Raw genomic sequence first — 20,859 nt, 5'->3', positions numbered from 1 at the left:
GTGGCTTAGCTAAGTTTAGCCTCGGCCCACAAGAATATGCTTGCTAATAATAGCAAAACATAAAAATATATTTTAGGTATGGCAATCCGTAGTTTTTGATGTATCTCTTTCGTTACATTACTAACATTTGTGTGTTTAGCTATGTAATTGCGGGTATCGGTTTCCCTCTTTAGTATTTGCAGGCCTTTCCAATTATCGTTCCCGTAGGTATACCACCAGTTTTGCAAACCACCGGTTTGCTTTACAGACTGCCAGCCACTACTTTGCGGCCAGTATATAGCGGTATGTTCAAATGGTAGCATAGCATCCTGTTCAAATGCTACACTGGCTGGCCCGAAAGTTGCCGACGGATTGGGCAGAGCACTCATTAACTGTAGTTTTACTGCCGATTGTGATACTGGCAAAGCTGTTAAAACATCCCAGCTTTCGGTAGCCTGTGATTTGCGGGCCCCCTCATGAATTAACCGCGACCATAGCGTGGTATAGTCGTTTTTATCGCCAGCCAGCATCCAGCTAAAGGTATTATTTAACGAAGTAAACAGCATTTTGCCGGCGCCACTTAAAGCACTGCTGACTACTATATGCCCGCGCCCATCAATAACCAATGGCTGTGTACCGTTTTGGTAATTAATATATACAGCACCCGGGATTATCTTCGCTGTTTTATCTTTTATTCCTTGTATCAATAACGAAGATGAGATGGAGTCTTTTGCGGCCAGCCTATCCAGCGGAAAATCAGTTTGCAGCCACGAGGACGATTTTAGCGTACTATCAGCTCTTATAATTAGGCCTATACCCTTTTGAGTAACTTCGATTTTTAAAGCAGAGGCTTCGGCACCATTTAATGATTTTAGTACCGACAAGTCGCCGAGCAGTACATCAAATTTATTCAACACTCCAGCTGTAAGATGATCCAGCGGAAGTTGCTCGGTGTTGATATATTCCTTGTTGAACTTATCCTTACTAATGGCCGATCTGACGGCTACCGCGTAACCATTTTCGGACAGCCAATTCTTTAAAAAGCGGCTCTCAAAATCTGGCGATGCCGTAAGCATCAGTACCCTTAAAGGCCTTACAGGTTCTGTTTGCAGCGGCAGATCTTCTTTTTCAATTGTATCTTTATTACTAATTACCAACAGGTTATATATAGTTTTCCCTGCAGTTTTTGGGATAGTTTGCAGTTCAAATACATGTTCGTTGTTTCTGTCGATATCAACAGAATCGAGATTAGTGCTCAATCCCCTTAAAACCAGTTTTACTTTTTGTGCCGATGTATTTTTGTACCTGCCCTGAATAATAAGTTTATCCCCTGTTTTCAACCTTTGGTTCCAGTTGATGGCGGTAATGCCTTGGGTAAATTCTTTAGGATTAAAAATAACAGGCAGATTATTTAACTGCTGCAACTCCTCTTCATAAAGTCCGTTGCCAAGGATATGTAGCTGGGTGATAGTTGGATCGGCTATTACCTCCTCTACGTTATTTATGAGCGTTGCCCCCGGATATTCCTTTTTTATCGCTACGCTGGTAGTAAACAGTTTAGTATTGAATTTGGATAAACTATCGGCATTAAATCCATCTGTTACTAATACAGCTTCATGTTTATACTGCAGGGTGGCATTTGTTTGATAGGTTGGCTGCAGGGCAATACAGGCCAGGGCGGTAATGGCAGCAACCACGGCAATTATACGCCACAATAACCGCGTTTTTTTGGCTCGTGCATACTCCCTCCAAACAGCAAAAACTCCTGTTAAAATGCAAATGATGATAACTATACTGCTCCAGTTCATTTGCCTTATTTGTTTGTGTTTTTAAGGTTTTTATAATAATCCTGCGCCAAACCCATATCTACCGGTTTTTGGACATTTTCGGGTAGTTTTTTAACCGTATTCAGTGTTTTTTGGATTGCTTTTTCAACCATTTTTATATCCTCCAACTGCACATTTCCCCCGCCCGACAAAATCCTGCGCATGGCCTTTAATGCCGAAAGATACATCCCCGGCTCCGCCGAAGCACGTTGGCTGAGCTGCTGATTGGCCAGCGCGAGTATATGCTGATCGGCGGGATTTATTTGGTTATCAGTTTTTAACTGTTCCAATATCTCGGCCGCCTTTTTCAGGTCGGCATATTGATCCGCTCCCGGTTTAATATCTTGTTTATTAACCGGTTGAGTTATTTTCGAAAGATCACCGCTGAGGCGTTTTTCTAACTTTATAGGACTGGTTTTGTAGGCCGTTTTAGCCACATATACCCTTGATTTTTGCTGCAGGTCTTTCAATAACCGAAGTGCCTTATACTCAAACGGTAACGCGTCTTGTGGCTTGTATAAACGTAGCTGCAGCTCGGCTTTCCACATTTCGGTAAGGGTAGCTTTCAGCTGTGCTTTTAGGGTTGGGTCGAAGAATTCTGCATCCTCCGCATTGTCGTGTTTATCAGTATATTTATCAAGTATAACGGCGGCGTTGCCATAATTATTGATATCGCCAACGGGGTCGTTCTTATCCTCGGCCGGGTTAATATCCGATTCCGATTCTTCGCCTAAAAACTTGCCGTAACGCAGCCTGAGCAGCTTTTGATCTATCCCGAGGTCGTTACTGCGGTTCTTGAATTGCTCTACCGTAATGCTGTCTTTTTCCTTCAAAAGTCGTTCGGTATCCATGATGATCTGACGCTCACTTCTGAAAAATTCTGGCTTCTGATTTACGCCAGTTAGCATACCATCCATGCTCAACAGCTGCGCTGTATCTTGTATCGACACGGTGTATACATCCGTCCGTACCGAATTGAGATGGGTATCCTTAGCCTCCACATAAAAATAAAGTTCATCACCCGGTTCCATGTTCAACGCCGGCAGGCTGATCAATTTTTGCAGACTATATTGCGGCAGATGCTCACCGAATGATTTGCCGAAATCGAGTTTGTACTCTTTAAACTTTACGGCCTCGCCGCTGCCCTTTGCTACCGTGGCAACTATGAGGGCATTACTTACCCCATAATCGTCACTAATGGCGGCATCTATGTTTACCTTTTGCGTCTCACCGGCATCTATGTAGGTATATTGCTTAGGCGTTTTAATGCGGATAACCGGCGGCAGATCCTTTATCACCTGCACCTGGTACAAATCCGATAATTTACCATCTACATTTACCTGGTAAAAACCGGGCTGACTGATATTTTTATCTACCGACCATCCGGTATGCTCACTGTTGCCCGTTAAGTTGTAAACCTCTTTATCATTAAACAAAAGCGTAACTTTTTTTACGGCAATGTTGGTGCTGATATTCCATGATACTTTAGCGCCCTCTTCCACATCCAACGTAAATTTATCCTGCCCGCGTTTGGGTTTGCCGGTATAGGCGGGCGGGGCAATTGTTATTTCAACGGATGAGATCTGCGGCAATACCTTTTCGGGAATAATGGCTTTATCAGGTGTGGATGATTGCGTAAACGAAACCGGTAATCCCCGGTGATTAAATAGCCCCGCTTTGTCCAATGCCAGGTTAATGCTGGTAACTGCAATTAAAATCACTAATGCTATAAGTAACGGCTTAAAAAAGCGCTGTTGATGCGCGGGTATTTCCTGCAACCCCGTTTCCACCCTTGTAAGTTGCAAGCTTTCCAGCAGGTTTAGTTCATGCCGGGGTTTCAGCGCCAGCGTGGTACTTTCTTCCAGTTGCGGATATTGCTGGTTAAGGAAACCCACTATAGCGGCATTATTGGTTTGCCAAGATTTATGATAACCGAGCAAAACAACAACCGCGACCACAAATAAGGGTATGGTTAACAAATGAGAGCAGCCGAACAGGTATAAAGCAGTTCCCAGGGCAACGGCTATGGCGGCAGCAAAAAGCACGTCGGCAGCTACCCGGTACGTGATGTACCAGCCGCGTATGCTTTTTATTTTATTTATCGCCCCCTGATCAGCCATTTTTTAGTACCTGTTTATTTCTGTTAGCCAGCCATCTTTCGGTTACAAAAACCACCATCATCGCCAGCCAAAAATAGCGTGACAAGTCGGTTTGCTGTTTTACCGGCTCTGTGGTTTTAATAGTTGTTCCCTCAGTATGATACGGCATCAATTGCTGTTCATCCATTGCCCTACGATCATACTTATTGCCCTGTTCCAAAACGTTTCTACCGATGATGAGCTTAAACAACAACTGCGGAAACACATCGCTCCAAACAAGGTTATTCCAGGCCGGGTTAAGGTGCGAGTAAAAGTGGTAGTTATTTGTTTGCCCTGCTGCTTGTGTAATACTTAAAACCGGGTTTCCAAAGCCATCCTGCCACACCGAACTGGCTGCTGTATCTGCCCCGGCAATCAGCTTAAATAAAGCTATATTTTGCTGCCCGCCTGCTGCAAAGTAACCATTAGTTTTTATCCATGAATTTGCATTGCCAACTTTCCCGGTTCCATACTGGAAAATATTTATAGCTTTTTTCTGCGTAGTAGCATCCACCGGCTTATCGGACAACCAGAATAACCAGTTTTGCCCTGCGGGAATTTGTGCAGCGTTGGTGTATTGCTTTACCGTTATCCTAAGCTTGCTGAAATTGGCTATTGCCTGCAAAGCCGCTTTTAAATACCCGGCATCGGCATTGTATTTATCGGTATAAACCGCAAGGCGCAAAGTGGCAGTATCAATAATTACAGGTGACTGACCGCTATTTTTTAGTTTCACCGTTGGATTGCCATTGGCAGTGCCTACCTCAAAAAGCGAATTAGCGGCTGCGCCCGATGCAATGGTATAAGTAGCAAACACGGTGCCCGATGGCTTGCTGCTGCCCTGTATCACCTTAATATCGTTGTTATTGGTAAACCATGCCTTTTCTATCCATGTACTTACCGAATCATTGGCGATATAGGTTTTCCACCTTAAGTTTAATGCCACCGATGGTTTATTTCCGCTAAAATGGCTTGCACCGTTGGGCGTAATGAGGTACACGGGTATTGTTGCGGGCAATTGCTGACCGAGCATACTTACCATGTTCCAATAATTAGGATCATCGGCTTGCGGTTTATCTTTCGGGGAGGTGTCTGCCCGAAGCTTTTTCAAATCGTCCTTCGTAAATCCTTTATTAAAATAATGCAACTCATAACCCGCCTTAGTAAGTGAATCGATAAGCGGACTAAACTTATGCAGACTCTCGCTAATGTTCTCCTTCGGGATAAGCAGCCAGCCCTTTGTTTTTGCCGATGATAAACTATGCTGCCATACAGGTACAGCCAACAGCAGCGCCAGTAAAAGTAATAACAGGCAGCGTAGGAGCAGCAAAAGTAGATCATGCAGTTTAAGGCTGCGGCTGCTTTTTTGGGCGGCTTCGTTTATCAGCGCTATACTACCCACTTTTAGAGTTTTACCCTGCTTTATATTCCACAGGTGTATTGCTACAGGGATGCTTAACGCGGCAATAGCAAATAACCATGTAGAATTTAAAAACAACATTAATCCCCTCCTGAATCCTCCCAAAAAGGGAAGTACTTGTTTATATTATTAAAATTTACTCTTATTTCTTTGAACTAAAAAATCGCGCAGGGCTGTATCCAACGGCTGCGATGTGCTGATCATGCGATAATAGATATGCTTACCTAACAACTGTAACCTGATAGCCTCTAAATGTGCTTGCAACTTCTCTTTATAAACCGTTACCTGTTCGGTATTTATATCGATAGTTTGACCGGTTTCCAGGTCCTCAAGGGTGGCATACTGGCCAAAATCAAAATCAAGTTCGTTCTTCCCCATTAAATGGAATACAATAACCTCGTGCTTTAATGCCGATAAGGAATCGAGCAATTTGCTGATCTCGCCATCGGCCTGGTACATATCGGTTACAAAAACAAGCAGTTCTTTACGATTTGCCCCCGTAAACAGTTCCTTATAATGTACCGCCTTTGTAAACGTACCCGCTGGTGTTACCTGCTGCAGGTGGTAAAACAAACGCTGCAGATGCTGCGGATCGGGTTTGGAAGCCAGCGAAAACAAGCCGCCATCCTGAAAAACGTAAAGTCCTACAGAATCGCCCTGCAAATTGGCCAGGTAGGCCAGCGAAGCAGCTAAAAACTTAGCGTAATCTATTTTTTTTATCCCGCCGTCATCATGGTTCATGGATGCGCTGGCATCTACCAAAAATCTCACCGAAATACTGGTTTCGACTTCTGACTCGCGAATGTAATACCTGTCGCTGCGGGCAAACATACGCCAATCCAACCAGCGCAGATCGTCCCCCGGCTGGTAGCTGCGGTATTGGCTAAACTCCAGTCCCGGCCCTTTTACAGTACTTTTGTTAAAGCCGTTCATAAAGCCATCAATAACCGTTTTGGCCAGCAATGGCAAATCTTTAATGGTTATTAATACTTTAGGATCGAGCATATGTTTGATTTGGGATTTCGGGTTTGGAATTTGTCTGAACCGGGATTAAGCAGATTTATTTGATTTTAGGATTTTTTTTTGATTTAATAAAATCGTGGTAATCTTTTAATCCCATAAATCATGGTTCAGACAATCCCCTTGTTCAGCCAATATTTTTCGGTCGTTCAACTGTCTTTATCAGTTCCGCGGTTACTTTGTCTGATGTTATGTCTTCGGCTTCGGCCTTAAAGTTCATGAGTATGCGGTGCCTTAAAACAGCCGGGGCCATGGCATGTATGTCCTCCATTAAAACGGCGTATCTGCCTTTTAACAGCGCGCGGGCCTTTGCAGTTAATATGAGCGCCTGCCCCGCCCGCGGACCAGCGCCCCAGCGTACCCATTCTTTAATATAAGGTACGGTAGTAGTATCTGGCCGGGTTGCCCTTATTATACTGCTTACGTATTTTACCAGGTCGTCATTAATGGTTACCTGCCTTACCAATGCTTGGGCTTGCTGTATATCTTCGGCATTTATAACCGCCTTTACATCGGCCTTTTTGGTACCGGTGGTGCGGTTCAATACTTCAAACTCTTCCTGCTCTGTTGGGTAGCCTATTTTAATGAGCAGTAAAAAGCGGTCTAACTGCGCCTCGGGCAATGGGTAGGTGCCAGCCTGTTCAATAGGGTTTTGCGTAGCCAGGATAAAGAAAGGTTTATCAAGCGGATATGTTTGTCCGCCGTAGGTTACCTCAAACTCCTGCATGGCTTCTAACAATGCCGACTGCGTTTTTGGCGGTGTGCGGTTAATTTCATCGGCCAATATAATGTTGGCAAACAACGGGCCTTTGTTAAACTTAAAAAAACGCTTGCCGGTAACGTGGTCTTCTTCCAGTATCTCGGTACCTATAATATCAGTAGGCATCAGATCTGGCGTAAACTGAATACGCCTGAAAGATAAATGCAACGCCTGCGACATAGTTTTTACGATAAGGGTTTTGGCAAGGCCGGGTACGCCCTCCAGCAGGCAATGCCCGCCGGCTAAAAACGCCACCAATAATTCGTCAAGGATGGCATCCTGCCCTACTATCACCTTCTGTATCTCAGTTTTAAGCTGCGGCAGCTTTGCCAGTAAGGCTTTTACACTATTTTCGGTCAGTTCCAATTATTTGAATATTTATATGCTACTGATTACCAGCAACGGGTTAAACATTTTTACTATTGTTCCCCAATATATTACCCTTTTAGCTAAATCCAGTAGTTTTTATTAAAAATCCAACAAAGTATCCAAAACTTTACAGACTGCATAAATAAAGGTGACTTTCACATAGAATTTTCTACTACTTTTGAGTTTAAACAAAATGGATTTCAGCGGAAAATTTACATTTACGAGGCTTAGCTACCACTCCGGCGATTGGGATACCGATCAGCGAATGCCATCAAACCTACTCAATTCATTGCTTGAATATACAACTATCCCTATTGATACCCAGGAAAAAGTGATCCCGTTGAGCAGCGACGAGATTTTTTCGGCACCCTTTTGCTACCTCAGCGGACATAAGCTGGTACAGTTTGATACCAAGGAACGCGCCAACTTTAAAAAATATGTAGAGAACGGCGGCTTTGTTTTTGCCGACGACTGTAACCATGATATCGACGGGCTTTTTGCCAAATCATTTGAAGCGCAAATGGCTTCGCTGTTTGGTCCAACAGCCCTAAAGAAGATCCCTAATAACCATAAACTTTACCATTCCTTTTTTGCCTTTGATAAAGGCCCGCCAACTACCGGTTTTGAGCTTAATGGCTGGGGCGATGACCTGGTGCATGATTATCTTAAAGCCATTGAAATTAATGGCCGCATAGGCGTTTTATACAGCAGTAAAGATTACGGCTGCGAGTGGGATTACGATTTCAGAAATAAACGTTTCCTGGCCGAGGATAACACCAAATTTGGCGTTAACATTATCATGTACGCCCTCAATAATTGATTGCTTCCCTCTTGTATTGATTTATTATTTTATTTAATTTTCAGCACCTAAGCTAATGCTGAAATGATAAACGAATACTTTGTTATAAAACAAGGCCAGGAAGAAGGCCCCTATACCCATACCGATTTAATGGATATGCGGGTGGCAGCCAACGATCTGGTAAAATCTCCGCTTTTTGACGACTGGCAGTACGCCGCCGACCTGCCCGAGTTCAAAGAACATTTCATGTCATTAGGTATATACCTACCCGATGAACGTAACGTAGCCAACTTTTGGTGGCGGCTGCTGGCTTATGCTATTGATTACGTAGTGCTGTTTCTGGTAACTGTTGCATTGGGCGCTACGATAGCCATTATAGATAAGTTTACCATCAATTCAATTGACTTCGATTCGAGAGAAACTGACATTAAAATAAAGTTATTTTCTTTAGTGCTTTGGATATTTTATAATGCCGCTTTTGAAGCAACCAAAGTACAGGGAAGCCTGGGCAAAGCCGTCTGCAAACTTGTGGTAGTTAATGCTACAGGCGAGCGGCTTGATTTTAGCCGGGCTTTGGGGCGCAATGCGGCAAAAATAATATCTGCCATGCTTTGCGGTCTGGGTTTTCTGAGTGTTTTTTGGAACCCTATGAACCAGGCCTGGCATGATCAAATGGCTGGCACCTACGTTGTAAAAAAATCGTAACCGGACTATAATCGCTACCCCTTTTAGGGTGATTTTTAAACTACCGTTAAAATATATTTCTATATTAATGTTAAATTAAAAATTCCCTTTTATTATATTTAAAAACTAATACTTACCAGCTTGAAAAGAAAAGATTTCCTTTACCTTACCGGGATGGGCTTTGGTGCATCTATGCTTAGCAGGATACCCGTTTTTGGCTCGCCGGTTTTACCCGGAACAGACCTTAGTCCGGTTGACGTTGCTTTAAAAAAGCGAATGGCTGATGTGGTTTTAAATGCCGCCCGTGCAAAAGGCGCCACTTATACCGATGTACGCATAGGCCGCTACCTTAACCAGTTTGTGGTAACCCGCGAAAACAAGGTGCAAAACATTGTTGATACCCAATCATACGGTATGGGTATCCGCGTTATTGCCAATGGTTGCTGGGGTTTTGCCGCTACAGATAAACTTGATAACGATAGTATTGCCAAAGCTGCCGAACTTGCGGTATCTATTGCAAAAGAAAATGCCCGTATCCAAACAGATCCGGTACAGCTGATTGCGCAAAGGGGGCACGGCGAGGTAAGCTGGAAAACACCTATAGAGAAAAATGCTTTCGAGGTGCCGATCAAGGAAAAAACCGACCTGTTACTATCCGTGAATGACGCGGCCATGAAGGGCGGCGCAAACTATGTAAACTCAGTGCTGTTTTTGGTGAACGAGCAAAAATACTTTGCCTCAACCGATGGTTCCTATATTGACCAGGATATCCACCGTATATGGCCGGTATTTGCTGTTACCAAGATAGATGCCAAATCGGGCAAGTTTGAAACCCGCCAATCCCTGAGCGCACCACGCGGCATGGGTTACGAATATATGATACCCCGCGAAAGCGATAAAATAAAAGGTGTAACCACGCTGTACCGCGACAGGTATGATATGCTGGAAGATGCCCGCGCAGCCGCTACACAGGCAGAGGAAAAGCTAAAGGCGAAATCTGTTGAGGCGGGTAAATACGACTTGGTTTTAGATCCCTCGCACTTATGGCTTACCATCCACGAGTCGGTTGGTCACCCTACCGAGCTTGACCGCGTGCTGGGTTACGAAGCCAACTTTGCCGGTACCAGTTTCCTTACTTTGGATAAATGGCAATCTGGCAAATTCAACTTTGGCAGTAAAAACGTAAACATAGTGGCCGATAAAACACAGCCGGGATCGCTTGGCGCCGTGGGTTACGATGATGAAGGCGTTGAAGCAAAAAAATGGGATGTTATAAAAGATGGCATCCTTGTTAATTACCAGGCCATCCGCGATCAGGCACATATCATAGGTCTTAAAGAATCGCAGGGTTGCTGTTACTCGCAAAGCTGGCAGGACGTACAGTTTCAGCGTATGGCCAATATTTCGCTGCAACCGGGCAAAACACCGCTTGGGGTTGATGAGATGATAAAAAATGTAGAGAAGGGTATTTACATTGTTGGCGATAGTTCTTTCTCTATAGATCAGCAACGGTACAATTTCCAGTTTAGTGGTCAACTTTATTATGAGATAAAGAACGGCAAAATTGTAGGTATGCTTAATGATGTGGCCTACCAGTCAAACACGCAGGAGTTCTGGAACTCATGTGCTGCCGTTTGCGATAAAAATGACTACCGTTTAGGCGGATCATTCTTTGACGGAAAAGGCCAGCCAATGCAGGCCAGCGCCGTATCTCACGGTTCATCAACCGCGCTATTTAAAGGAGTAAATGTAATTAACACAGCAAGAAAAATTTAATACTATGGCCATACTAACTGAAGACGAATGCCGTGCGATATTAAAAAAAGCGCTCGCCTACTCTAAAGCCAACGAATGCGAAATAAACTTTAACGGATCAAACTCCGGCAATATTCGTTATGCCCGTAATACGGTTTCAACCAGTGGTTCGGTAAGCCAAACCAGCATGGTAATTTCATCGGCCTTTGGCAAAAAGCTGGGCGTGGTAACTACCAATGAATATGATGATGCATCGGTAGAAAAAGCCGTGCGCTTATCTGAAGAACTGGCACAGCTTGCACCTGAAAATGAAGAATTTGTATCATTTTTAGGCCCGCAAACCTATGCCGAGCATGCAAAAACCTTTGTACCCGAAACCGCTGCCATTACGCCTGCACAACGCACCACAATGGTTGAGCAAAGCTTAAAAACAGCTAAGGACAATAAACTTGTAGCAGCGGGCTTTATACAAAACAGCGCAGGTTTTTCGGCAATGATGAACTCGCACGGACTTTTTGCTTATAATACCTCCACAGATGTAAACTTTTCGGTAACACTGCGTACCGAGGATGGGCAGGGGTCTGGCTATTCAACCAAGGGTTTCAATGATGTAAGCAAAATGGATACGCTGGCATTTACAAAAATAGCGGCTCAAAAAGCATCTGGTTCAAAAAGTGCAAAATCTATTGAACCGGGTAAATACACCGTAATTTTAGAACCCGCCGCAGGTATAGTATTGCTTGAGCAACTATACGGCAGCCTTGACGCCCGCAGCGCCGATGAAGGCCGCAGCTTTTTAAGCAAACCCGGAGGCAAAACAAAGCTTGGCGAAAAAATGGTGGATGAAAGAGTAAACATTTACTCCGATCCATCCAATCCCGAACTACCTACTTCAAGATGGAATGGCGATGGCCGTCCGCAGGAAAAAATAAGCTGGATAGAAAAAGGCGTTGTAAAAAACTTTAGCTACTCTCGCTACTGGGCTCAAAAAAAGGGTGTAAAAGCCATTCCCGGCCCCGATAGTATTATTATGGATGGTACAGATACCTCGCTTGAAGAACTTATAAAAGGCACCGAAAAAGGCATCCTGGTTACCCGCCTATGGTACATTCGCCCGGTTGACCCGCAAACATTACTGTTTACAGGCCTTACCCGCGATGGTACTTTTTATATTGAAAACGGCCAGATAAAATTCCCGATCAAAAACCTGCGCTTTAATGAAAGCCCGGTTATTATGCTCAACAATCTTGATGCCCTGGGCAAACAGGAACGCACCGTGAGCGGTGAATCGGGCCAGAATGCGCTGATACCGCCTATGCGTATCCGGGATTTCACGTTTACCTCATCATCCGACGCGGTTTAAACATCGGCAAAAGACATAGTTAACAAGAACGCGTTCCGCTGAAAACCGGGACGCGTTTTTTGATAAACAATACCCCTACGGATGGATCATTCCCATAACCATGAAAAAAGCCATTAACCTTGAACTTACCGCAGCCGAAAAGCTGTTGTTAAAAAGCAAGAAGATATTAATTAAAGATTTACCTCGTTATGCTATAGATGAGCTTATAGCAATCTTAAACCCCGCCTCCATGAGGGCTAAAACCCTGAACGCCCTGTTTGAGTTTCAAAGCGTCCCATCCATAGGGGTAAAATTTGCGCATGACCTTATGCTGTTAGGTTATTATAACCTGGCCGCGCTAAAAGACAAATCGGGACCGGAACTGCTGGATAAGTATGAGCAAAAGACCGGCGCATGGACAGATCCTTGTGTGGAAGACCAATTTTGGTTGGTTGTGCACTATGTCAACAATCCCCATAGTGCCAAACAATGGTGGCATTTTACGCCCGATCGTAAATTATTCAGGGAAAAACACGGCTATCCGCCAACAAGACCAGTTAAGGCCTGGCACTTAAATTACACGGGGCGCGCCGCTTCTTCACGGTAGAAAAAACGGCACTTTATCCGCTAAACCAAATCCAATACCACGCCATTGTACCGCATGGTAGTTATCCCGGCGTTTTCTAATTTTTGCCTGAAGGCCTCTGCCTCGTCTTTTATTACATCTTTGGCTGCCGCCGATACTATTGAGGGCGATAAAGCCTTTAGCTGGTTAACTGTGGCTTTCAATGGCGATGCTTTCATCCATGTGAATTTTTTAGCAGAGGTTTCTTCTTCGCTATTAATAGTAAGGGCTAAGTAAATGACCCCAATAATGCAAAGGAGCATTGTAAGGTGTGTAGTTATAAACATAATATCCATTTTTTAAATTTTAGTATAGGTTGATAATTAGTAGACGATTCACTTTTTAAAACATTTTACGGCCAATGCCATAATTATGTAAGCTAACGCCATACTACACTATAAAATAATTGATTATCAGCTATTTAAATAAAAAAAATAATGAAAAACTATTATATTTCGTTGAACTACTGAAATATTGACGAAATATGGGATAATTAATCCCGGCGTGGTGCCGGGATCTTATAAGGAAATTTAATTTTATAAGCTTTAAAGCGACACGCTTTGTGTATCGCCATCATTAATGGTGTATGTTTTTTTACGGCTGCCGTTAATAACAGTTATGCTGATCTTACCTTGTTTTGCACGGCTGATATGTAAATCAAATATATTACCAAACGCGTGTACCTGGTTAAGGGACATTTGATTCCAATCTTTAGGTAAACGTGGTGTGCAGTTAAAGCTGTTGAACCCGGTTGGTCTTATGCCAAATAAGCCTTCGGTAAATATGCGGCAATATAAACCACTCTCTGCCGATAGATGCCTTTGATTTCCTTCAGGGTAAGCCTCAACCGGATAAGGCACATGCTCGCCAAGTAAACGCCTGCGCGAGTAGTATTCTAAAAACTTCATGGCCTTTTCTGTTTCACCGGCCTGTAATACCCCTCGCAGGGCATAAAGGGTTGATCTGTCCCAAAAAGTATCTTTACCTGCCTGTGTAGCAAGACCATCGGCTGTCCATAAATTGGGCGAAAAAAGTGCGTCTATTGTGCCTTTGCTGCGGGTATAAATATTTACAGTTAGCGGCAAACAGATCCAGGCACGCAATACATCGTTGGTTTCATAATATTTATAAGTGTCAAAACCTTCAACCTTTGCGCCAAAATACTTTTCGATATTACCTTTAAGAGCAATGGCCTGCTGCTGATACTTATCGGTTACAGCTTTAGACTGATGTAGCTGCCGCCCCAGCATAACAGCCGAGTTTAAGGCATCGTAATAAAGGGAATTGGTTGATAAATTGGCCTTACCAGATGGAAAACGCCCTTCCAGTTCATCGCTATCGGAGTTTACTACACCTTGTTCATTCAATTTACGGTTGCTAAATTCCAGGCACCAGGTTATCAGCGGCCATAGTGTGCGGGCCACGTCGACATTACCATTGGCCAGTGCAAAGCGGGACGCACCGTAAGCTATCATATCCTGATCGCCTCTATCGCCGGCTCCGTTCCACATGGCATCGCCCTCGGCAACTATAGAACTGGGGATAGGCTTATACTCCGGATTCATGTAGCTTGCGAACAGGTGGTAACAATTTATGGCCGAAAGCCGGGCAATACTATCGCCCGAAAATGCAAAAAACGGACTTACATACTCGGCCTGGTCATTTGCCCAAATGGCGGCGTAATAATCTAAACCGCCCGGGCTGTGCAAATAACCGGCCTTTGTTTTAAAAATACTTTCTGTGGCGCGTAGTTTTGCAAAATCAAACGCGGTGTTTAAAATACTATCGGGCGTTATGAGGGTTAAAGGTTTTGAAATTTGGTTAACGCGCTGCTCCCGCGCCATTTCTTCGGCATTTGCATCAACGATTATCTTATTATTTGGATGATCGGTAGCCAGGTAATAAACCGCAAAACTTGCGCTTGCACCGGGCTGCAGTAGCTTAGTGCCATCGCCTGCAGTAGCCATTATAACCGAGTGCCGGGCCGATTTGCTTTTGGCGCTATCTGTACGTACCTCGCGTTTCAGGTATTCCATTGAAATATTAACCGCTTTGTTTGAGGTATTGGTAAACACAAATTTTTCAAGTGCCATAGGCTTATCAACCGAGGGAAATAATGACCGCTCTATTTTTACCGAAGGCTGATTACCAACCACTGCATTAACCCGCATAATACCTTTATGACTAATACTTTTTACGGCAAAAGACTGGTCATTGGGTTTACCATCTATTTTCAGTAAACGGTTATCTACATAAAACCGGGGCAGTTCATCATCATGAAAAACGTACGAGATATGACTATATGTATCATCGGGCAGTGTACGAAATGTTGGGAATATTACCGTTTTGGTAATCCCCGACCGCCCCTCGGCGTCAATGCCATACTGCACCCAAAGAGATACTTTTTCGCCCGACATCTCTATATGATCGTTATGGGGCAAGCGACTATCTATCGTCCATAAAATACTGCCATCTGGTTGTATGGCCCAGCGGTTATTTTGCACGGGTAAATTGGTTTGCTGTGCCTTAACTGCAAAACCAGATAGGCATACCAATACAAGGCATGCCAGTTTATAAATCTTGGTACGCATAAAGTCTGTCCTTATTTTTTATTGTAAGTAATGCCGTTCCATTCATCTGTTCTGAATGGGGAAGCCGGGAAACCGGCAGCATTATATAAATTACATATGGGGTTACCGCCCCAGGCGTACCGCACCGCAACCGGTTTGCTAACCGAGGCACTACTCACAATTATTTTATCACCGTCAATTTTTGCATCGGCCCAGTAAAACTTCTGGTCGTCGCCGGCAATGGCAAAGCCTTTCAGGGTTTCGTTATTAGCAGCTTTTAACCCTTTCGAGAATTTAAAGCTCAGCGTTATTTTATCGCCATCTATTTTTTGCGACTGGTAAATAGGACCCGAATATTCAATATGCTGCCCGTAAGTTTTAGCTAATGCAACCTGCGCCAGCCTGCGCCCCACTTCCTGTTTATTTTTGGGGTGAATATTTAAAGTTTCGCCCAAATCTACTGCTACGGCCATGCCCGTGTTTGGCAGCGATAATGTTTTAAGCTGCGCCTCGCGTAACTCGGCCCACTCTGCGGGGGAAGGCTGATCGTCAATTTTCCAGAAATTGGCCAGTTGCACAAAATAAAAGGGAAAATTACCCTCGTTCCATTTTTCCCGCCATCCTTTTATCAAAGTAGGGAACAACTCGCGGTATTGGTAAGCCCTGCCCGCATTGGATTCTCCCTGGTACCAAATTGCCCCGCGGATGGAATACTGAATAAACGGGTTTATCATGGAATTATACAAAACTGTAGGCCTGTTGGGGCTGTTTGGCGGTACAGGCAGTTGCGGCATAGTTTTTAAATCCATGCCAATGTGGTACTGCCAGGCACCGCTTAAAGAAACCTGCTGCCCATCGTCGCCAATTAAGGTAAGTGCCTTGGCATCGCCATAAAAACCGCCGTTGCTGCCGCTGTCAAACACACGCACGGTAATAATATTATCGCCTGCTTTTACCAAATTACCGGGAATGGTGTACGATCTTGGGATATTCCAGCCCTGTGTTTCGCCAACTTTTTCGCCGTTGAACCAGGTAATCTCGTTATCATCAATTGTACCCAAACTTATTTTGATGGGCTTACCTGCCCAGCCATCGGGAACGGTAACTTTTTTACGATACCAAAGCACGCCATCAAAATTGGGCAGCTTTAGCTCCAGAAAGCCCGGCACGTTCATGTAGGGCCAGCGGGTAACATCCATATTATTTTGTTGCCAAACAGGGTTGCCCTGCACATAGCCCGAATCTTTTTGAACAATAAGGTTAATCCATGCCTGCAATTTATCGTTATAATTTTTCTGCGCGTCCTTATCTTCTACTTTGGCTATCTCAGCCACGGGGGCTACAAATTCGGGCATTTTATTGAGCGATTGGCCGTCAGTCCAGGCCTCGGCAATGGTACCACCCCATGACGAATGGATCAATCCTATTGGCACTTTTGTTTTTAAATATACCTCCCTTGCAAAAAAATATGCTACCGACGAAAATTCGGCTACGTAAGTTGGGTTACATTCCGTCCACCCGCCGTTTTTAACTTTGGCGTTCTCCTGCGGTATATTGCTGGGTATCTGTTCAACCTGCAACAGCCTTATTTGCGGGTAGTTTGCCGCAGCTACTTCTTGTTCATAATTATTTACCTTGCCCCAGCCGTTCACCGGCATTTCCATATTTGACTGGCCCGAACATACCCATACCTCACCTATTAATACATTTTTCAAGGTAGTGACATCGCCATCAGATATCGTGATATCATAAGGGCCACCGTATGATGGGGTTGATACTTTTACCTTCCAGTTACCGCCGTTATCGGCAACAACACTATATTTTTTGCCAGACCAGCCGGTTGTTATCGTTACCGTTTTGCCGGCATCGGTTTTTCCCCATATAGCGGCTTTAGTTTTTTGCTGCAGCACCATATTATCGCTAAATACAGATGGTAAAACAACTTTTGCTTGTACAAACTGAAACTGGGAAATTAAAGCGACAGCTAAAGCACCCTTAGCCAAATTGCTGATGGTAATATTTTTAAACATAGGTAATTGGTAATACGGTTATAAAAACGCCGTAATTTAATTGAAATAAATGTTTATTAGACAGGCTTTTTGATTTATTTGCTTTTTAAATAACCACCCCATAGCCAATAATTTATTAACTTAATAAACGGATAATACCAACAAACCCGCATCCTGTTATATTTGTGCACCATGAAACACTATTTAAAGCTAATTGCAATTATCCTTTTTCCGTTTTATACTGCAGCATATAGCCAAAATAAAAACCTGCCTGCATCAAAAATATTAGTCACCGCGCATCGCGGCGATTGGCGTAACGCTCCTGAAAATTCATTACTGGCATTTAAGTTTGCGGCAGATATGGGTGTTGATATTGTAGAACTCGACCTTAAAAAAACCAGGGATGGTGAAATAGTGATCATGCACGATGACAATATAGATCGTACCTGCAATGGCAAAGGGCGGCCCAGTGATTATACGTTGCAGGAGTTAAGAACTTTCAGACTAACAAACGCGCTTGGCAGGGTTACCAACAGCCCTATCCCAACTTTACGGGAAGTAATGCTGGCACTTAAAGACCGACCGGTAAAGGTAAACCTTGATAAAAGCTTTGATTTTTTTAGTGAGGCGTACAACATTTTAAATGAAACCGGCACGTTAAAGCAGGCCATTTTTAAATCGGATGCGCCTTATCAAGTTTTAAAATCAAGGTATCCGCAACTGCTATCCGCCATTATTTATATGCCGGTTATTAATCTTGATAAACCCGATGCTAAAACCATTATTGCAGATTACCTTAAAAACATGAAACCTTATGCGTTTGAGTTCATCTTTTCGCGCGATACATCAGCACTATTATACCACAATGAATTTATAAGAAAAACAGGCGTACTTATTTGGGTTAACTCGCTTTGGGCATCACTTAATGGTGGGCACGATGATGATATGGCCGTTGAAGAGAACAATAAAAAAGATAGCTGGGATTGGATAGTAGCCCGCGGCGCCACCATCCTGCAAACAGATCGCCCGTTGCTGATGCTGCAGTATCTCAAAAAGAAACACCTACACCAGTAAATTTTAGGCGGATAGCGGTATGGTAAAATAAAATGTAGATCCTACACCGCTTTCGCTTTCTACCCAAATGCGCCCCTCGTGCCGCTGGATGATCTCGGCGCTCAGATAAAGGCCAATGCCGAAGCCCGAAATGTGCTTGGTATGCTTAGTTTCAACACGGTAATAACGGTCAAAGAGCTTTTCCCTGTCCTGCGGTTTTATACCCATACCCTCGTCTTTAATACTCACTATGGCGTTGCCGTCGTTAATGCCGCATTCAACATTAACGTTTTTGCCCTTGGGCGAGTACTTAATGGCATTGCTGAGCAAATTGGCTATAACAGAGGCTATTTTATCCCTATCAGCATTAACAACAATGGGTGTGCAGGCGTTAAAATTTATTTGATGGCTTGATACAGTTAGTTTGGTTTCTTCAATCATTTCGTTTATCAGATCATCCAGATTAAATACCTGTTTAACAATAAGGATCTTGCCTGATTCGAGCCGCGAAATATTAAGGAATCCATTGATCATGTTACTCATTTTTTTCACTTGGATGTTTACCTTATCCAAGGCAACAATGGCAAATTCATCGCCGCTTTTCTTTGAACGTGCCTGCAGCATTTGTGCATAAGCGCTAAGCGATGTTAACGGCGTTTTTAGCTCATGGCTTACCATACCAATAAAATCATTTTTACGGATATCGTCCATTTTACGCTCGGTAATATCCATCAGCATGCCCGAGTAATGAACAGGATTCCCCCTATCATCAAAAAACATTTTACCGGTGGCACGTACCCACCGGCGTTCTTTGGTAACACGCTGCGTTAATGAATATTCAATATCGCTTGGTAAATTACCGGCAACAGCAGCCTGTATAGTTACCCTTATCTGATCCCGGTAATCAGCATCAATCAAATCAAAAATATCATCGGGCAATACCTCTTCGTCAGCAGCATAGCCAAATATTTCCTTGAAACGATCAGATACCGTCATAGCAAAGGTTTCAGGATCGAGGCTCCAGGTACCCAGGTCGCCAGATTCTAATGCCTGCCTGAAGCGTTCTTCGCTGTCTTCAATTTTTTTGCGTGCCATTACCTGCGCAGTTACCTCGGTGCCGGTGGTAATAAGGCCATTGATATTACCCTCGGCATCGAACAAGGGCTCGTAAACAAAATTTATCCAGGCGGTTTCCATTTGTCCCTGCCTTAATAGTTCAATGGGCATTTCGGTAGCCCAATAAGGGATACCGCTGGTATATACATCGTCCATTAATTGCTTAACGCCCTGTGCTTCCAGCTCGCTCATTGTTTCCAGTATAGGCAAGCCGAGTACTTCCGTTTCGTTACGGCCCCAAAGTTCAAGTGCGCGGGCATTCACTATTTCAACAATATACTGCGGCCCTCGAAAAATGGCAATAGCAACGGGTGCTTGCAAAATAATATGCCGAAGGTTATTTTCGCTTTCGCGGATCTTTTTACGTGCCTGCTCATCGCCCTCCAGCGCAAGGCGCAGCTGCTTATTGCTTTCTTCAAACTTTTGACGGGCTATTACGGTAGCAGTGGTTTCGTTACAGGTAACAAACACCCCGGCCGGCTTGCCCGATTCATCTATTACAGGGCTGTAGCTAAACGTCCAGTATACATCCTCCAGTTGGCCGTTGCGGTAAATGGGAAGTAGCTGGTCTTCACTCCAGTTGGCCTCACCACCTTTAAGTACATTATCAATAAGGGGATAAATATCCGCCCATATCTCGGGCCATATGGTTTCGGCTTTTAAACCAATTGCGGGGTGTTTGCCGTTATTGCCCAGGCTGGGGCGATATGCATCGTTATAAAAACAGATCAGCTCGGGTCCCCAAAATAAAAACATGGGAAATTTTGAGTTGAGTACGATGCTTAATGTGGTTTTTAAACTTTGCGGCCAGGTATCGGGCGTGCCAAGCTGGTTTTTCGACCAATCGTAGGCACGTACTAATTCACCCATTTCGCCACCATCTCTTAAAAATGAATGGTCGTTATTTAGTGACTGATAGGCCTGGCCCATAGGTGTAGATAATTTAGATAGATAGCCTGCAATTTAAAGATAAGGTTATTAATTAAAAAGTAAATTGAGATTATTATATAAAATGACCCCGTATATAATTCTGTACCATGCAATATTCATTTATCTTTTCATCCTTATTCTTTTATCAAACTTTAAGGTAAAGTTTATATATTTGCCCCCATACGGTTTTAAAACATCGAACATGAAAAAGATCTTAGGACTTTTAATTACAACAATAGGAATTTTAGTAGTAGGCGGCAGTTTTGTATTTACGCCATCGCACGCCTTTAACGCAGCCGACTCTATCAGCGGTGTAAACGCATCGGCAGCTTTAGCTTATGGAGGCTTTGTTACTTTTGGTATTGGTATGGTTATCTTCATATCTACCCTGCCATACGAAGGCGAAAAATCAAAAGCATAATTTTCAAAAGCATTTTACAACAAACAGGGCGATCAATTGACCG

The 20,859-nt window shown here is 43.7% G+C and carries 16 protein-coding genes; 7 read left to right on the top strand and 9 right to left on the bottom strand.

Annotated features, from left to right (window positions below; all coding sequences use genetic code 11):
- Window positions 1–5 precede the first annotated feature (5 nt).
- The 5 genes from BLS59_RS06440 to BLS59_RS06420 form a co-directional block, all read right to left on the bottom strand.
- The gene (locus BLS59_RS06440) at window positions 6–1,787 is read right to left on the bottom strand and encodes a hypothetical protein (protein WP_091146401.1); all 1,782 of its coding nucleotides are present in this window, start codon (window positions 1,785–1,787) and stop codon (window positions 6–8) included.
- A 5-nt stretch (window positions 1,788–1,792) separates the two neighbouring features.
- Entirely contained in the window at window positions 1,793–3,925 is a 2,133-nt protein-coding gene (locus BLS59_RS06435) for a DUF4175 family protein (RefSeq protein ID WP_091146398.1), read from the bottom strand.
- Window positions 3,918–5,444, bottom strand: coding sequence for a BatA domain-containing protein (locus BLS59_RS06430; RefSeq protein ID WP_091146394.1), 1,527 nt, complete (start codon window positions 5,442–5,444; stop codon window positions 3,918–3,920). Before BLS59_RS06430 ends, BLS59_RS06435 begins: the two co-directional genes overlap by 8 nt.
- A 48-nt stretch (window positions 5,445–5,492) precedes the next feature.
- Complete coding sequence (locus BLS59_RS06425; protein WP_240315160.1) at window positions 5,493–6,368, bottom strand: DUF58 domain-containing protein; 876 nt, start codon at window positions 6,366–6,368, stop codon at window positions 5,493–5,495.
- Between the two features lie 142 nt (window positions 6,369–6,510).
- A complete protein-coding gene (locus tag BLS59_RS06420; protein ID WP_091146391.1) occupies window positions 6,511–7,509 on the bottom strand; it encodes an AAA family ATPase in 999 nt (332 codons plus the stop codon).
- Window positions 7,510–7,705: 196 nt separating this feature from the next.
- Here BLS59_RS06420 and BLS59_RS06415 point away from each other — a divergent pair, with 196 nt between their 5' ends.
- From BLS59_RS06415 to BLS59_RS06395, 5 genes are all read left to right on the top strand, one after another.
- Entirely contained in the window at window positions 7,706–8,332 is a 627-nt protein-coding gene (locus tag BLS59_RS06415; protein WP_091146387.1) for a DUF4159 domain-containing protein, read from the top strand.
- Between the two features lie 63 nt (window positions 8,333–8,395).
- Window positions 8,396–9,016, top strand: a complete 621-nt coding sequence (locus BLS59_RS06410; protein WP_091146384.1) for an RDD family protein — start codon at window positions 8,396–8,398, stop codon at window positions 9,014–9,016.
- Between the two features lie 120 nt (window positions 9,017–9,136).
- Window positions 9,137–10,771 carry a TldD/PmbA family protein gene (locus tag BLS59_RS06405; RefSeq protein ID WP_205411198.1) on the top strand — a complete coding sequence of 545 codons (1,635 nt, stop codon included), beginning with the start codon at window positions 9,137–9,139 and terminating at the stop codon, window positions 10,769–10,771.
- Window positions 10,772–10,775: 4 nt separating this feature from the next.
- The gene (locus BLS59_RS06400; protein ID WP_091146381.1) at window positions 10,776–12,113 is read left to right on the top strand and encodes a TldD/PmbA family protein; all 1,338 of its coding nucleotides are present in this window, start codon (window positions 10,776–10,778) and stop codon (window positions 12,111–12,113) included.
- 100 nt (window positions 12,114–12,213) lie between these two features.
- Entirely contained in the window at window positions 12,214–12,699 is a 486-nt protein-coding gene (locus tag BLS59_RS06395) for a helix-hairpin-helix domain-containing protein (protein WP_091146378.1), read from the top strand.
- A gap of 20 nt (window positions 12,700–12,719) precedes the next feature.
- Here BLS59_RS06395 and BLS59_RS06390 read toward each other — a convergent pair whose 3' ends face one another.
- The 3 genes from BLS59_RS06390 to BLS59_RS06380 all read right to left on the bottom strand — a co-directional run bounded on the left by BLS59_RS06390 (window position 12,720) and on the right by BLS59_RS06380 (window position 17,317).
- A complete protein-coding gene (locus BLS59_RS06390) occupies window positions 12,720–13,004 on the bottom strand; it encodes an alpha/beta hydrolase fold domain-containing protein (RefSeq protein WP_205411197.1) in 285 nt (94 codons plus the stop codon).
- A 258-nt stretch (window positions 13,005–13,262) separates the two neighbouring features.
- Entirely contained in the window at window positions 13,263–15,308 is a 2,046-nt protein-coding gene (locus BLS59_RS06385; RefSeq protein WP_091146369.1) for a hypothetical protein, read from the bottom strand.
- Window positions 15,309–15,319: 11 nt separating this feature from the next.
- Window positions 15,320–17,317, bottom strand: coding sequence for a sialate O-acetylesterase (locus tag BLS59_RS06380; RefSeq protein WP_091146367.1), 1,998 nt, complete (start codon window positions 17,315–17,317; stop codon window positions 15,320–15,322).
- Window positions 17,318–17,488: 171 nt separating this feature from the next.
- Here BLS59_RS06380 and BLS59_RS06375 point away from each other — a divergent pair, with 171 nt between their 5' ends.
- Complete coding sequence (locus BLS59_RS06375) at window positions 17,489–18,370, top strand: glycerophosphodiester phosphodiesterase family protein (protein WP_091146364.1); 882 nt, start codon at window positions 17,489–17,491, stop codon at window positions 18,368–18,370.
- Window positions 18,371–18,373: 3 nt separating this feature from the next.
- Here the strand turns inward: BLS59_RS06375 and BLS59_RS06370 are convergent, their stop codons facing one another.
- On the bottom strand, window positions 18,374–20,395 hold the full coding sequence (locus BLS59_RS06370; protein WP_091146361.1) for a PAS domain-containing sensor histidine kinase: 2,022 nt from the start codon (window positions 20,393–20,395) through the stop codon (window positions 18,374–18,376).
- A gap of 202 nt (window positions 20,396–20,597) precedes the next feature.
- Between BLS59_RS06370 and BLS59_RS31155 the strand changes: the two genes are divergently transcribed.
- Window positions 20,598–20,816 (top strand): hypothetical protein, encoded by a 219-nt coding sequence (locus BLS59_RS31155; protein ID WP_143014051.1) that lies wholly within the window; start codon window positions 20,598–20,600, stop codon window positions 20,814–20,816.
- The last annotated feature ends 43 nt before the right edge of the window (window positions 20,817–20,859 follow it).

This window comes from Mucilaginibacter pineti, from assembly GCF_900101875.1.
In the GTDB taxonomy this organism is placed as follows: domain Bacteria; phylum Bacteroidota; class Bacteroidia; order Sphingobacteriales; family Sphingobacteriaceae; genus Mucilaginibacter; species Mucilaginibacter pineti.
The sequence above is the reverse complement of the archived record's forward strand: the minus strand, read 5'-3'. Positions and strand labels throughout refer to the sequence as shown.

Bases quoted from the DNA above. Each gene is read 5' to 3' on its own strand.
- BLS59_RS06415 (WP_091146387.1), top strand. From the start codon at position 7,706: ATGGATTTCAGCGGAAAATTTACATTTACGAGGCTTAGCTACCACTCC.
- BLS59_RS06375 (WP_091146364.1), top strand. From the start codon at position 17,489: ATGAAACACTATTTAAAGCTAATTGCAATTATCCTTTTTCCGTTTTAT.
- BLS59_RS06400 (WP_091146381.1), top strand. From the start codon at position 10,776: ATGGCCATACTAACTGAAGACGAATGCCGTGCGATATTAAAAAAAGCG.
- BLS59_RS06425 (WP_240315160.1), bottom strand. From the start codon at position 6,368: ATGCTCGATCCTAAAGTATTAATAACCATTAAAGATTTGCCATTGCTG.
- BLS59_RS06385 (WP_091146369.1), bottom strand. From the start codon at position 15,308: ATGCGTACCAAGATTTATAAACTGGCATGCCTTGTATTGGTATGCCTA.
- BLS59_RS06440 (WP_091146401.1), bottom strand. From the start codon at position 1,787: ATGAACTGGAGCAGTATAGTTATCATCATTTGCATTTTAACAGGAGTT.
- BLS59_RS06380 (WP_091146367.1), bottom strand. From the start codon at position 17,317: ATGTTTAAAAATATTACCATCAGCAATTTGGCTAAGGGTGCTTTAGCT.
- BLS59_RS06390 (WP_205411197.1), bottom strand. From the start codon at position 13,004: ATGTTTATAACTACACACCTTACAATGCTCCTTTGCATTATTGGGGTC.
- BLS59_RS06370 (WP_091146361.1), bottom strand. From the start codon at position 20,395: ATGGGCCAGGCCTATCAGTCACTAAATAACGACCATTCATTTTTAAGA.
- BLS59_RS06410 (WP_091146384.1), top strand. From the start codon at position 8,396: ATGATAAACGAATACTTTGTTATAAAACAAGGCCAGGAAGAAGGCCCC.
- BLS59_RS06430 (WP_091146394.1), bottom strand. From the start codon at position 5,444: ATGTTGTTTTTAAATTCTACATGGTTATTTGCTATTGCCGCGTTAAGC.
- BLS59_RS06395 (WP_091146378.1), top strand. From the start codon at position 12,214: ATGAAAAAAGCCATTAACCTTGAACTTACCGCAGCCGAAAAGCTGTTG.
- BLS59_RS31155 (WP_143014051.1), top strand. From the start codon at position 20,598: ATGAAAAAGATCTTAGGACTTTTAATTACAACAATAGGAATTTTAGTA.
- BLS59_RS06435 (WP_091146398.1), bottom strand. From the start codon at position 3,925: ATGGCTGATCAGGGGGCGATAAATAAAATAAAAAGCATACGCGGCTGG.